Raw genomic sequence first — 13,770 nt, 5'->3', positions numbered from 1 at the left:
CCTTAATGAGCACCCGCACGCCGCTGATGGCGGGCAACTGGAAGATGAACCTCAACCACCTCGAGGCCATCGCCCACGTCCAGAAGCTCGCCTTCGCCCTCGCGGACAAGGACTACGAGGCCGTCGAGGTCGCCGTCCTGCCGCCCTTCACCGACCTGCGCTCGGTTCAGACGCTGGTCGACGGCGACAAGCTCAAGATCAAGTACGGTGCCCAGGACCTGTCGGCGCACGACTCCGGCGCCTACACCGGCGAGATCTCCGGCGCCATGCTCGCCAAGCTTAAGTGCACGTACGTCGCGATCGGGCACTCCGAGCGCCGCCAGTACCACGCCGAGAGCGACGAGCTGGTCAACACCAAGGTGAAGGCCGCCTACAAGCACGGCCTGACCCCGATCCTCTGCGTCGGCGAGGAGCTGGACGTGCGCGAGGCGGGCAACCACGTCTCCCACACGCTCACCCAGGTCGAGGGCGGTCTCAAGGACCTGCCCGCCGAGCAGGCCGAGACGATCGTCATCGCCTACGAGCCGGTGTGGGCCATCGGCACCGGCAAGGTCTGCGGCGCCGACGACGCGCAGGAGGTCTGCGCCGCCATCCGCGCCAAGCTCGCCGAGCTGTACTCGCAGGAGCTCGCCGACAAGGTGCGCATCCAGTACGGCGGTTCGGTGAAGTCGGGCAACGTCGCCGAGATCATGGGCAAGCCCGACATCGACGGCGCCCTGATCGGCGGCGCCTCCCTGGACGCCGACGAGTTCGTCAAGATCGTCCGCTTCCACGAGCAGTGATCAGTGGATGATCGCCGAGTGGCGCGGCCTGTGAGTATGCGCTAGCGGCGATACGTCGTACCCTTGCGGGGCCGAAGCTCCTCTCTTGCTGAGAGCCTCGGCCCCGTCGTCCGGAAAAGTCCGAGGAAGTTGGTCCAGCCGTGGTTATGGGGTTCTCGATCGCCCTGATCGTCTTCAGCCTGCTGCTGATGCTCCTGGTGCTCATGCACAAGGGAAAGGGCGGCGGCCTTTCCGACATGTTCGGTGGCGGCATGCAGTCCTCCGTCGGCGGCTCGTCGGTCGCCGAGCGGAACCTGGACCGGATCACGATCGTGCTCGGTCTGCTCTGGTTCGCGTGCATCGTCGTGCTCGGCATCCTCATGAAGATCAACAACTGACCTTCACGCGCCGAGCCACTGGTTCGCACCCGTCGGAGCGAACCGTCACAACTGCACAGAGCTCACGTAAAGCCCCATGTCCGGTACGCGCTCAACAGCGCCGCCTATCATGGGGCTTGCGTCTAGGTGAGACGAGGTAACTCCAATCACTGGACGCGCGTTGGGCCTTACGTAGACTGAGGCGCTCCGCGGCGAAGCGAGACGCCGACACGCTTCGCGGCACCATCACGCAGGGAGTTACGACCGTGGCAAGTGGCAACGCGATCCGAGGAAGTCGGGTCGGGGCGGGGCCGATGGGTGAGGCCGAGCGCGGCGAGTCCGCGCCGCGCCTGCGCATCTCCTTCTGGTGCTCGAACGGGCACGAGACGCAGCCGAGCTTCGCCTCCGACGCGCAGGTGCCGGAGACCTGGGACTGTCCGCGCTGCGGCTTCCCCGCCGGGCAGGACCGGGACAACCCGCCGGACCCGCCGCGCACCGAGCCGTACAAGACGCACCTCGCGTACGTACGGGAGCGGCGCAGTGACGCGGACGGCGAGGCGATCCTCGCCGAGGCGCTCGCGAAACTGCGGGGCGAGATCTAGACGACGTGACGACCGGCCGGGTGCCTCCGAGGCGCCCGGCCGGTGCTGTTCCGCGCCGTTGTCAGGGGCGGCGGCGCGGGCGCGCCGCGTGCTCCTCGGAGATGTGCGCCGTCAACGCGATGGAGGCCGTCGCCCGGTCATAGGTCAGCTGCGCCACGCGCGCGTAGAGGCAGTCGAGGATCAGCAGCGCCGAGTGGCGCGCGCCGAAGCTGCCGCGCCGGAAGCTCGTCTCGGCCGCCGTCCACGTCAGGTGCACCGCCGCCGCCTGGGCGACGGGGGAGCGCGGGTCGCCGGTGACCGCGATCGTCGTCGCGCCCCGTTCGGCGGCCAGGCGCAGTGGGCCGAGGACCTCACGGGTGCGGCCCGAGTGGGAGAGCGCCACCGCCGCGTCGGCGGGGGTGAGCAGCGCCGCCGACGTCTCCGCGGCGTGCACCTCCGTCCAGCCGCGGGCCGGCATCCCGATGCCGAAGAGGCGCGCCTCGGTCTCCCGCGCGAGGATGCCCGAGCCGCCCACCCCGTAGACGTCGATGCGGCGCGCCTTGGCGAGGGCCTGCGCGGCCGACTCCAGAGCGGCGCGGTCCAGTTGGTCGCGGGTGGAGCGCAGCGCCTGGAGGTCGGCGTGGGCGACGACGGAGATCAGGTGCTCCAGGTCGTCGTCCGGCCCGATGTCCGGGCCGAGGGGACGTTCCTGTCCGCCCCGCCCGGCCTCCTGGCCGTTCTCGCCCTGCTCCTTGGCGAGTTCGAGCAGCAGCCGCTGGTACGTCTCCAGGCCGAGCGCCTGGCAGAACCTCGTGACCGTCGCCTGCGAGGTGCCGGTCCGCCGCCCGAGGTCGGCCGCCGAGACGCCCGCGACGGCGGCCGGGTCGGCGAGCACGTACGAACCGACCTTGCGCAATGAGCCGCTGAGGGTGGGGAGTTCCGAGCGGATGCGGGCTGTGATCATGACGGTCTCTCGGTCGGGGGCGGCGTCCGTGCGGGTGCCGGGGCCTGCGCGGGGGATTGTCCCGCACTGAATCTATCAATCATCATGCGGTGTGCTCACTGAATCCATCGATCACACCGGTCCGTACGCGGCTCCGCTCGCCGTCGGCCTCGACGCCGGCGGCACCCGGGTGCGGGCGCGCTGCGTCGACGCGGACGGACGGCTCGTCGGCACCGGGCACGGCGGACCGGGCAACGCGCTGAGCGTCGAGCGGCCCGCACTCGTCCGCCACCTCGCACAGGCGCTGGAGTCGGCCGTGCCCGAGAAGGTGCGCGGCGCGGTCGCCGGGGTCGTCGGCGGATTCGCGGGCGCAGGCGAGGGCGGCGCACCGGCGCGCGGGCGCGGCACCGCCGAGGAGTGCCTGGCCGAGGCGCTGACCCGGCTCGGCATCGGCGGCGCGGCGCTGCGCGTCTACGGCGACGTGGAGGTGGCCTGCGCCTCAGGGCCCGGCGCCCCGGCCGACGGGCTCGTCCTCATCGCCGGGACCGGCGCGGCGGCGGCCCGGGTCGCCGGGCGCCGCACCGTGCGGGTCGTGGACGGCGACGGCTGGCTGCTCGGCGACACCGGCAGCGGCTTCTGGCTCGGGCGGCAGGCGCTGCGCGGGGCGCTGCGCGCGGTCGACGGCCGCGCCGAGTGGGGCCCGCTGGTCACGCTGGTGCTCGACCGGGTGGTGCCGGGCCGCGCCGACCCGGCGCTCGACTGGGCGGGCCGGCACCGGCTCAAGCAGCACATAGCGGTCTGGGCGTACGCGCAACGCCCGGTCGTGCTCGCCGAGATGAGCCCGCTCGTGGTGGCGGCGGCGGAGCGCGGGGACGCCTGGGCACGCTCGCTGCTCGACGAGGCCGCCGTCCAACTCGCCGACACCGTGAGCGCATTGGACCCGGAGCCCGGTGAATCGCTGATCATCACCGGCGGGCTCCTCGGTCCCGGCGGCCCCCTGGGGGAGCGGCTGCGCGCGGCAGTGAACCCGCTGGGACTGCGGTGCTCGGCGGTGCCGGACGGCGTGGACGGCGCGGTCGCGCTGGCCCGGCTGTTGACGGACGGGACGCCGGGTCCCGGTTGACGGCGCCACGCCCGGCGATCCAACGAGCCGGCGGTCCGCGATGCGCCCTCTTGACGGCGCCCCATGTCTGGCTCAGTCTTTCCGTTCGTACGATCCTTCCTGAATCAATCAACCGAAGGTGGTCGGGGCATGACGGAACAGCCGCTCGGCGCGGACGTGTTGGCGGACCAGGTGCGCGAGCACGTCGAGCGCGCCGTCGCCTCGAACAAGGAGGGTGTCGCCGCGGCCGCCCGCCTCATCGCGGACTGCGTCGCCGCCGACGGCGTCGTGCACGCGTTCGGCACCGGGCACTCGCAGGCGACCGCCCTGGAGATCTCGGGGCGCGCGGGCGGCCTCATCCCCACCACCCGCGTCGCCCTGCACGACCTCGTCCTGCGCGGCGGCGAGGACCGCTCCGTGCTCGACGACCCGCTCCTGGAGCGCCGCCCCGGGCTCGCCGCCCGGCTCTACGAACTCAGCACCCCGCGCCCGCAGGACCTGTTCGTGATCATCTCCAACTCGGGCGTCAACAACTCCATCGTCGACATGGCGCTCCTGGTCAAGGAGAAGGGGCACGCCCTCGTCGCCCTCACCTCGCTCGAACACACCCGGTCCGTGCCCGCCCTGCACGCGAGCGGCAGCCGCCTCGCCGACCACGCCGACGCCGTCCTCGACAACTGCGCCCCGACCGGCGACGCCATCCTCCCGCTCCCCGACGGCGGCACGCTCTGCGGCGTCTCCACGATCACCTCGGCGCTGCTCGTCCAGATGGTCGTGGCCGAGGCCGTCGCCCTGCTGCTCGCCGAGGGGCACGAGCCGCCCGTCTACGTCTCCGCCAACCTGCCCGGCGGCTTCGAGCGCAACGGCCGCCTGGAGGACCACTACGCGGGGCGCCTGCACCGGGGTGGCCACTGAGCGCCACTCGTGCCGCGCGCTGCGGACCAACCCGCTCATACCGGCCGCTGATCGATTAGGTTGGTCGACAGAGCGGGGCATGGCACGTACGCACGTACGAGAGGCAGCTGAAGTCCGAGATGAACGCGTTCGAAGCAGGCGCAGGGAGCCGCGCGCGGCTCACCCAGACGGCCGAGTGGCAGGCGCTGGCCAAGCACCGGGAGCAGCTGGGCGACGTGCAGCTGCGCGAGCTGTTCGCCGCGGACCCGGCGCGCGGCACGAGCCTGGTCCTCGACGTCGGCGACCTGCACCTCGACTACTCCAAGCACCTGGTCACCGAGGAGACGCTGCGGCTGCTGCGCGAGCTGGCCGCGGCGACCGACGTCTTCGGCCTGCGGGACGCCATGTTCCGCGGCGAGAAGATCAACACGACCGAGGACCGGGCGGTCCTGCACACCGCCCTGCGCGCCCCGCGCGACGCGGTCATCGAGGTCGACGGCGAGAACGTGGTCCCGGCCGTGCACGCCGTGCTCGACAAGATGGCCGCTTTCTCGGACAAGGTCCGCTCCGGTGAATGGACCGGGCACACCGGCAAGCGCATCAAGAACATCGTCAACATCGGCATCGGCGGCTCCGACCTCGGCCCCGCGATGGCCTACGAGGTGCTGCGCTCCTTCACCGACCGCGACCTCACCGTCCGCTTCGTCTCCAACGTCGACGGCGCCGACCTGCACGAGGCCGTACGGGACCTGGACGCGGCGGAGACGCTGTTCATCATCGCCTCGAAGACGTTCACCACCATCGAGACGATCACCAACGCGACCTCCGCGCGCGACTGGCTCCTCACCGAGCTGAGGGCCGGTCAGGACGCCGTCGCCAAGCACTTCGTGGCCCTGTCGACCAACGCCGAGAAGGTCTCCCAATTCGGCATCGACACCGCCAACATGTTCGAGTTCTGGGACTGGGTCGGCGGACGTTATTCGTATGACTCCGCCATCGGCCTCACCCTGATGATCGCGATCGGCCCGGACGCGTTCCGCGACATGCTCGACGGCTTCCACCTCGTCGACGAGCACTTCCGCACCGCCCCCGCCGAGACCAACGTGCCGCTCCTCCTCGGCCTCCTCGGCATCTGGTACGGCAACTTCCACGACGCCCAGTCGCACGCCGTGCTGCCGTACTCGCACTACCTGTCGAAGTTCACGGCGTACCTCCAGCAGCTCGACATGGAGTCCAACGGCAAGTCCGTGCAGCGCGACGGCGAGGACGTCGGCTGGCAGACCGGGCCCGTCGTGTGGGGCACCCCCGGCACCAACGGCCAGCACGCCTACTACCAGCTCATCCACCAGGGCACGAAGCTGATCCCGGCGGACTTCATCGGGTTCGCCGAGCCGGTCGCCGACCTGCTGCCGGGCCTCGTCGCCCAGCACGACCTGCTCATGGCCAACTTCTTCGCCCAGACGCAGGCGCTCGCGTTCGGCAAGACGCCGGACGAGGTGCGGGCCGAGGGCGTGCCCGACGAGCTGGTGCCGCACAAGACGTTCAAGGGCAACCACCCGACGACGACCATCCTCGCCAAGTCCCTGACGCCGTCCGTGCTCGGCCAGTTGGTCGCCCTCTACGAGCACAAGGTGTTCGTCCAGGGCGCCGTCTGGAACATCGACTCCTTCGACCAGTGGGGCGTCGAACTCGGCAAGGTCCTCGCCAAGCGCGTCGAACCCGCACTGACCGACGGCGCCGACGTTCCCGGGCTCGACGGGTCGACCCAGGCGCTCGTCAGTAAGTACCGCGCGCTGCGCGGACGTTCGAACTGACGGGCGTTCGAGTTAATCGGATGCGGGGGCGCCGCCCGGCGGGTCAGACTGCCCGTCCGTGACCCTGCCGGGAGGCACCCCCGTGGACCACCTCATGTCGGCCCTCGCCGACCCCGAAAGACTCAGGCTGTACGCGCGCATCGTCCTCGACGAGCTGCCGCCGCGCGAGGCCGACTCCCCGGTCGCCCGCAAGCACCTGGGCCGACTGATCGCCGCCGGGCTCGTCGAGCGGCTCGACGACGGGTCGCTGCGCGCCGGGCCCGAGGTGTTCCGCCGGGCCCGGACGCCCGAGCCCGCCTCGACCGTCCCGCGCCACCTCACCGGCTTCTTCGCGCGCGGCAGACTGACCGCGATTCCGGTCCGCGCCACCGTGCGCCACGAACTCCTCGTCCACCTCACGGACACCCTGTTCGACACCGACCGCACCTACAGCGAGCGCGAGATCAACGCGGCCCTCGGCACCGTCCACGACGACACCGCCGCGCTGCGCCGCTACTGCGTCAGCGACGGCCTCCTCGTACGGGAGGCGGACGGATCGGACTACCGGGTCCCGGCGCACGCGTGAGGCCCCGCCTCTTGAAAGAAGCGGGGCCTCACGTACGACCAGGGGACTACGCGATCGCCGGCGGGTACAGCTCCGGCGGCAGTTGCGACGCCGCGGCCGAGTCGAGCAGCCACAGCGTCCGGGAACGGCCGTACGCGCCCGCCGCCGGGGCCTGGATCTCCCCGGCCCCGGACAGGGCGATCGCGGCCGCCTTCGCCTTGTCCTCGCCCGCCGCGAGCAGCCACACCTCGCGCGCGGCCCGGATCGCCGGGAGCGTGAGCGTGATGCGGGTGGGCGGCGGCTTCGGCGCGCCGCGCACGCCGACCACCGTGCGCTCCGTCTCGCGGACGGCGGGCAGCTCGGGGAAGAGCGAGGCGACGTGCGTGTCCGGGCCGACGCCGAGCATCAGGACGTCGAACGTCGGCACGCCGCCGTGGTCCTCGGGCCCCGCGGCGGTGGCGAGCTCGGCCGCGTAGATCTCGGCCGCGGCGTCCGCCTCGTACGGGCCGTCCGACGCGGGCATGGGGTGCACGCGCGCGGGGTTGAGCGGCACCGAGTCGAGGAGCGCCTCCTTGGCCTGCGTGTAGTTGCGCTCCGGGTCCCCGTTGGGCAGGAACCGTTCGTCGCCCCACCACAGGTCGAGGCGGCTCCAGTCGATGGCGTCCCGGGCGGGCGCGGCGGCGAGCGCGGCCAGGAGGCCGTTCCCGTTGCGCCCGCCCGTCAGGACGACGGACGCGTACCCGCGGGCCGCCTGGGCGTCCACGATCTTGGTGATGAGGCGGGCCGCGGCGGCCTGCGCCATCAGCTCCTTGTCGCGGTGGACGACGAGTTGGGGTGCCGCGCTCATTTCGCCGCCGCCTTCTTGGCCGGAGCCTTGGCCGCCTTCTTGGCGGGTGCCTTGACCGGCGCCTCGGCGGCCTTCTTGGCGGGTGCCTTCTTGGCCGGTGCCTTCTTCGCGGGCGCCTTCTTCACCGGTCCGGGCGCGTCCTCGGCGGGGGAGGGTGCCGCCTCGCCACTGGGCGCGGACGCCCGTTCGGCCGACTCGGCGAGCCGTTCCACGCCGAACCGCAGCGCCGCCGCGTACGTGTCGTCCGGGTCGAGGCGCCGCAGCTCCTCGGCGATCAGCTCGGACGTCTCGCGCCGCTTGAGCGCGACGGAGCGGTCCGGCTGGCCCTCGATGGAGAGCGTGGCGAGGACGCCGTCGGCCCGGTCCAGGACGATCGGGCCGCAGGTGGACTCCATGCGGACACCGGTCAGGCCGGGGCCCGGCGAGTACGAACGGGCCACCGGCACGTCGAGCCGCTCCGCGAGCCACATGGCGAGCAGCTCGCAGCTCGGGTTGAACTCCTCGCCCTCCACCTCGACCCGCGTGACGTCACAGGTCACCTGGTCGAGGGCGGCGGCCAGCATGGAGCGCCACGGGGTGATGCGGGTCCAGGACAGATCCGTGTCGCCGGGGGCGTAGAACTTGGCGCGGGCCTCCAGCTCCTTGACCGGCTCCTCGGCCGCGTACGTGTCCGTGACGCGGCGCTGGGCCAATGCGCCCAGCGGGTCCTTGGCGGGGTCCAGCGGCGCGTCCACCGCCCACCACACGACCGTCGGGGCGTCGGGGAGGAGGAGCGGCAGGACGACCGACTGGGCGTGGTCGATGATGTCGCCGTAAAGGCGGAGCACGATGGTCTCGCCGGTGCCCGCCTCGACGCCGACCCGCACCTCGGCGTCGAGCCGCGACTTCGTCCGGTCGCGAGGGGAGCGGGAGACGCGCTTGATGACGACGAGCGTGCGCGAGGGGTGCTCGCGCGACGCCTCGTTGGCCGCCTTCAGGGCGTCGTAGGCGTTCTCCTCGTCGGTGACGATGACGAGGGTGAGGACCATGCCGACGGCGGGGGTGCCGACGGCACGGCGGGCCTTCACAAGCGCCTTGTTGATCTTGCTGGAGGTGGTGTCCGTGAGGTCGATCTTCATGGCCGGCGCCAGCTCCGTCCGTCTCGTGCGAGCATCTCGTCCGCCTCGGCGGGCCCCCACGTGCCGGACGGGTACTGCGCGGGCTTGCCGTGCTTGTCCCAGTAGTTCTCGATCGGGTCGAGGATCTTCCAGGACAGCTCGACCTCCTCCGTGCGCGGGAAGAGGTTGGCGTCGCCAAGCAGGACGTCCAGGATCAGCCGCTCGTACGCCTCCGGGCTCGACTCGGTGAACGACTCGCCGTAGGCGAAGTCCATCGACACGTCCCGGATCTCCATCGAGGTGCCCGGCACCTTGGAGCCGAAGCGGACCGTGATGCCCTCGTCCGGCTGGACGCGGATCACGATGGCGTTCTGGCCCAGCTCCTCCGTCGCGGTGGAGTCGAAGGGGGAGTGCGGGGCGCGCTGGAAGACGACCGCGATCTCGGTGACGCGGCGGCCGAGCCGCTTGCCGGTGCGCAGGTAGAAGGGGACGCCCGCCCAGCGGCGGTTGTCCACCTCCAGCTTCACGGCGGCGTAGGTGTCGGTCTTCGACTTGGGGTCGATGCCCTCTTCCTCCAGGTAGCCGACGGCCTTCTCGCCGCCCTGCCACCCGGCCGCGTACTGGCCGCGCACCGTGTCCTTGCCGAGGTCCTTCGGCAGCCGGATGGCGCCGAGCACCTTGGCCTTCTCGGCGACGAGCGCGTCGGCGTCGAAGGAGGCGGGCTCCTCCATCGCGGTCAGCGCCATCAGCTGGAGCAGGTGGTTCTGGATGACGTCACGGGCGGCGCCGATGCCGTCGTAGTAGCCCGCGCGGCCACCGATGCCGATGTCCTCGGCCATCGTGATCTGCACGTGGTCGACGTACGACCGGTTCCAGATCGGCTCGAACATCTGGTTCGCGAAACGCAGCGCCAGGATGTTCTGGACCGTCTCCTTGCCGAGGTAGTGGTCGATCCGGAACACCTGGTCCGGGTCGAACACCTCGTGCACGATCGCGTTCAGGTCCTTCGCCGAGGCGAGGTCGTGGCCGAACGGCTTCTCGATGACGGCGCGCCGCCAGGAGCCCTTGGGCGCGTCCGCGAGGCCGTGCTCCTTGAGCTGCTTGACGACCAGCGGGAAGAACTTGGGGGGTACGGAGAGGTAGAACGCGAAGTTGCCGCCCGTGCCCTGCGACTTGTCCAGGTCCTGGATCGTCGACTTCAGGGTCTCGAACGCCTCGTCGTCGTCGAAGTTGCCCTGGACAAAGCGCATCCCCTGGATGAGCTGCTGCCAGACCTCTTCGCGGAAGGGGGTGCGGGAGTGCTGCTTGACCGCGTCGTGCACGACCTGGGCGAAGTCCTCGTCCTCCCAGTCGCGGCGGGCGAATCCGATCAGCGAGAAACCCGGCGGAAGCAGACCCCGGTTGGCAAGGTCGTACACAGCGGGCATCAGCTTTTTACGTGACAAATCGCCCGTAACGCCGAAGATCACCAGGCCCGACGGCCCCGCGATGCGCGGGAGCCGTCGGTCGGCGGCGTCACGGAGCGGGTTGGCTCCGTGTGCGGTCAAGGTGTCAGCCCTCCGAGGGGGCGAGGCGCTTGAGCTCGGCCTCGGTCGACTTGAGCAGGTCGGTCCAGGACGCCTCGAACTTCTCGACGCCCTCGTCCTCCAGGAGCTGCACGACCTCGTCGTACGAGATGCCGAGCTTCTCCACCGCGGCGATCTCGGAGCGCGCCTGGTCGTAGGTGCCCTTGATGGTGTTGCCGGTGATCTGCCCGTGGTCCCCGGTGGCCTCCAGGGTCGCCTCCGGCATGGTGTTCACCGTGTTCGGCGCCACCAGCTCGTCGACGTACAGGGTGTCCTTGTAGGCCGGGTCCTTGACGCCGGTCGAGGCCCACAGCGGACGCTGCTTGTTCGCCTGCGCCTTGTCGAGCGCGGCCCAGCGGTCGGAGGAGAAGACCTCCTCGTACGCCTCGTACGCCAGCCGGGCGTTGGCGAGGGCGGCCTTGCCCTTGAGGGACTTGGCCTCGTCCGTGCCGATGCCGTCGAGGCGCTTGTCGATCTCGGTGTCCACGCGGGACACGAAGAAGGACGCCACGGAGTAGATCTGCGACAGGTCCAGGCCGCGCTCCTTGGCCTTCTCCAGGCCTGCGAGGTAGGCGTCCATGACCTTGCGGTAGCGCTCGAGCGAGAAGATCAGCGTCACGTTGACGCTGATGCCGAGGCCGATGACCTCGGTGATCGCCGGGATGCCCGCCTCGGTGGCCGGGATCTTGATGAGCGCGTTCGGCCGGTCCACCAGCCAGGCCAGCTGCTTGGCCTCGGCGACGGTGGCGTGGGTGTCGTGCGCCAGGCGCGGGTCGACCTCGATCGACACGCGGCCGTCCTGGCCGCCCGTCGAGTCGAAGACGGGGCGCAGGATGTCGGCGGCGTCGCGGACGTCCGCCGTCGTGATCATGCGGATGGCTTCCTCGACCGTGACCCGGCGGGCGGCGAGGTCGGAGAGCTGCTGGTCGTAACCGTCGCCCTGCGAGATCGCCTTCTGGAAGATCGACGGGTTGGTCGTGACGCCCACGACGTGCTGCTGGTCGATCAGCTCGGCGAGGTTGCCCGAGGTGATCCGCTTGCGCGACAGGTCGTCCAGCCAGATCGCGACGCCCTCCTCGGAGAGGCGCTTCAGTGCGTCTGTCATGGAAATTGCATCTCCTACGTGTCGTATAGAGGCGTCAGCGCTGGACCGCGGCGAGGGATTCCCGGGCCTTGGCCACCACGTTCTCGGCAGTGAAACCGAACTCCTGGAAGAGCACCTTGCCGTCGGCCGAAGCACCGTAGTGCTCCAGCGAAACAATGCGGCCGGCGTCGCCCACGTACTTGTGCCACGTCAGGCCGATCCCGGCCTCGACGGCGACACGGGCCCTGACCGCGGACGGCAGGACGCTCTCCCGGTACCCCTGGTCCTGCTCCTCGAACCACTCGACGGACGGCATGGACACCACGCGCGTGGCGACCCCGTCCGCCTCCAGGGCTTCGCGGGCCTCGACGGCGAGCTGCACCTCGGAACCGGTGGCGATCAGGATGAGGTCGGGGGTGTCCTTCGAGGCCTCGGCCAGGACGTAGCCGCCCTTGACCGTGTCCTCGTTCGCGTCGTACGTCGGCACGCCCTGACGGGTCAGGACGAGGCCGTGCGGCGCGCTCTTGCCGTAGTCCTTCTTGCCGCGCTTGAGGATCTCGCGCCAGGCGATCGCCGTCTCGTTGGCGTCGGCCGGGCGGACCACGTTCAGACCCGGGATCGCGCGCAGCGACGCGATGTGCTCGACCGGCTGGTGCGTCGGTCCGTCCTCGCCGAGACCGATGGAGTCGTGCGTCCACACGTACGTCACCGGCAGGTGCATCAGCGCCGACAGGCGCACGGAGTTGCGCATGTAGTCGGAGAAGGTGAGGAACGTGCCGCCGTAGATACGGGTGTGGCCGTGCAGCGCGATGCCGTTCATCTCGGCGGCCATCGAGTGCTCGCGGATGCCGAAGTGGATCGTGCGGCCGTACGGGTCGGCCTCCGGCAGCGCGTTGCCCTCGGGCAGGAACGACGACGTCTTGTCGATCGTCGTGTTGTTCGAGCCCGCGAGGTCGGCGGAGCCGCCCCACAGCTCGGGGATGACCGGGCCGAGCGCCTGGAGGACCTTGCCGGAGGCGGCGCGGGTGGCGACACCCTTGCCGGTCTCGAACGCCGGGAGCTTCTCCTCCCAGCCGTCGGGCAGCTCGCCCGCGTTGATCCGGTCGAACTCGGCGGCGCGCTCCGGGTTGGCCGAACGCCACTCCTGGAACGACTTCTCCCACTCGGCCTTGGCCTCGGCGCCGCGGTCGAGCGCCTTGCGGGTGTGGGCGATGACCTCCTCGGAGACGTCGAAGGACTTCTCCGGGTCGAAGCCGAGGACGCGCTTGGTGGCGGCCACCTCGTCGTCGCCGAGCGCCGAGCCGTGCGCGGCCTCGGTGTTCTGCGCGTTCGGGGCGGGCCAGGCGATGATCGAGCGCATGGCGATGAAGGACGGCTTGTCCGTCACCTTCTTGGCCGCCGCGATGGCGTTGTAGATCGCCTCGTGGTCGAGGTCGCCGTCGGGCTTGGGGTCGACGCGCTGGACGTGCCAGCCGTAGGCCTCGTAGCGCTTGCAGGTGTCCTCGGAGACGGCCGTCTCGGTGTCGCCCTCGATCGAGATGTGGTTGTCGTCCCACAGCAGGACCAGGTTGCCGAGCTTCTGGTGGCCCGCGAGCGAGGACGCCTCGGAGGAGATGCCCTCCTGGAGGCAGCCGTCACCGGCGATGGCGTAGATGTAGTGGTCGAACGGGGAGGTGCCGGGGGCCGCCTCCGGGTCGAACAGACCGCGCTCGTAGCGGGCGGCCATCGCCATGCCCACGGCGTTGGCGACACCCTGGCCGAGGGGGCCCGTGGTGGTCTCGACGCCGGTGGTGTGGCCGTACTCCGGGTGGCCGGGGGTCTTGGAGCCCCAGGTCCGGAACGCCTTGAGGTCGTCGAGCTCCAGGCCGAACCCGGCCAGGTAGAGCTGGATGTAGAGCGTCAGGGACGAGTGGCCCGCGGACAGGACGAAACGGTCCCGGCCGACCCAGTCGGCGTCCGCCGGGTCGTGTCGCATCACCTTCTGGAAGAGGGTGTACGCGGCCGGGGCCAGGCTCATCGCCGTACCGGGATGGCCGTTGCCGACCTTCTGTACGGCGTCGGCGGCCAGGACGCGCGCCGTGTCTACGGCCCGCTGGTCCACATCGGTCCACTCGAGGTCAGTGGTGGTCGGCTTGGTGCTCACCCTGGGTCAGGGCTCCTC

Annotated in this window: 13 protein-coding genes; 7 read left to right on the top strand and 6 right to left on the bottom strand. The window is 70.9% G+C overall.

Annotation, left to right across the window (positions count from 1 at the left end):
* Positions 1-5 precede the first annotated feature (5 nt).
* The 3 genes from tpiA to N5I75_RS08185 all read left to right on the top strand — a co-directional run bounded on the left by tpiA (position 6) and on the right by N5I75_RS08185 (position 1,740).
* Positions 6-782, top strand: coding sequence for a triose-phosphate isomerase (gene tpiA, locus N5I75_RS08195; protein ID WP_476675797.1), 777 nt, complete (start codon positions 6-8; stop codon positions 780-782).
* Between the two features lie 146 nt (positions 783-928).
* A complete protein-coding gene (secG, locus tag N5I75_RS08190; RefSeq protein WP_324766249.1) occupies positions 929-1,159 on the top strand; it encodes a preprotein translocase subunit SecG in 231 nt (76 codons plus the stop codon).
* Positions 1,160-1,404: 245 nt separating this feature from the next.
* Positions 1,405-1,740 (top strand): RNA polymerase-binding protein RbpA, encoded by a 336-nt coding sequence (locus N5I75_RS08185; protein ID WP_003976875.1) that lies wholly within the window; start codon positions 1,405-1,407, stop codon positions 1,738-1,740.
* Positions 1,741-1,801: 61 nt separating this feature from the next.
* Here N5I75_RS08185 and N5I75_RS08180 read toward each other — a convergent pair whose 3' ends face one another.
* Positions 1,802-2,683 carry a MurR/RpiR family transcriptional regulator gene (locus tag N5I75_RS08180; protein ID WP_476675794.1) on the bottom strand — a complete coding sequence of 294 codons (882 nt, stop codon included), beginning with the start codon at positions 2,681-2,683 and terminating at the stop codon, positions 1,802-1,804.
* 91 nt (positions 2,684-2,774) lie between these two features.
* Between N5I75_RS08180 and N5I75_RS08175 the strand changes: the two genes are divergently transcribed.
* From N5I75_RS08175 to N5I75_RS08160, 4 genes are all read left to right on the top strand, one after another.
* On the top strand, positions 2,775-3,785 hold the full coding sequence (locus N5I75_RS08175) for an N-acetylglucosamine kinase (protein WP_476675792.1): 1,011 nt from the start codon (positions 2,775-2,777) through the stop codon (positions 3,783-3,785).
* 129 nt (positions 3,786-3,914) lie between these two features.
* Positions 3,915-4,679, top strand: a complete 765-nt coding sequence (locus N5I75_RS08170) for a sugar isomerase domain-containing protein (RefSeq protein WP_476675790.1) — start codon at positions 3,915-3,917, stop codon at positions 4,677-4,679.
* Between the two features lie 119 nt (positions 4,680-4,798).
* The gene (gene pgi, locus N5I75_RS08165) at positions 4,799-6,472 is read left to right on the top strand and encodes a glucose-6-phosphate isomerase (RefSeq protein WP_476675788.1); all 1,674 of its coding nucleotides are present in this window, start codon (positions 4,799-4,801) and stop codon (positions 6,470-6,472) included.
* 58 nt (positions 6,473-6,530) lie between these two features.
* Entirely contained in the window at positions 6,531-7,037 is a 507-nt protein-coding gene (locus N5I75_RS08160) for a DUF2087 domain-containing protein (protein WP_476675786.1), read from the top strand.
* A 46-nt stretch (positions 7,038-7,083) separates the two neighbouring features.
* Here the strand turns inward: N5I75_RS08160 and pgl are convergent, their stop codons facing one another.
* The 5 genes from pgl to tkt are packed head-to-tail and all read right to left on the bottom strand — an operon-like array spanning position 7,084 to position 13,752.
* Entirely contained in the window at positions 7,084-7,863 is a 780-nt protein-coding gene (pgl, locus tag N5I75_RS08155; protein ID WP_394435039.1) for a 6-phosphogluconolactonase, read from the bottom strand.
* Positions 7,860-8,981 (bottom strand): glucose-6-phosphate dehydrogenase assembly protein OpcA, encoded by a 1,122-nt coding sequence (gene opcA / locus N5I75_RS08150; RefSeq protein ID WP_476675784.1) that lies wholly within the window; start codon positions 8,979-8,981, stop codon positions 7,860-7,862. Before opcA ends, pgl begins: the two co-directional genes overlap by 4 nt.
* Positions 8,978-10,507 carry a glucose-6-phosphate dehydrogenase gene (gene zwf, locus N5I75_RS08145; RefSeq protein WP_476675782.1) on the bottom strand — a complete coding sequence of 510 codons (1,530 nt, stop codon included), beginning with the start codon at positions 10,505-10,507 and terminating at the stop codon, positions 8,978-8,980. Before zwf ends, opcA begins: the two co-directional genes overlap by 4 nt.
* Before the next feature lie 4 nt (positions 10,508-10,511).
* Entirely contained in the window at positions 10,512-11,630 is a 1,119-nt protein-coding gene (tal, locus tag N5I75_RS08140) for a transaldolase (RefSeq protein ID WP_476675780.1), read from the bottom strand.
* A gap of 34 nt (positions 11,631-11,664) precedes the next feature.
* Positions 11,665-13,752, bottom strand: coding sequence for a transketolase (gene tkt, locus N5I75_RS08135; protein ID WP_476675778.1), 2,088 nt, complete (start codon positions 13,750-13,752; stop codon positions 11,665-11,667).
* Positions 13,753-13,770: the final 18 nt, after the last annotated feature.

Source organism: Streptomyces sp. R818 (assembly GCF_056172735.1).
The sequence above is the reverse complement of the archived record's forward strand: the minus strand, read 5'-3'. Positions and strand labels throughout refer to the sequence as shown.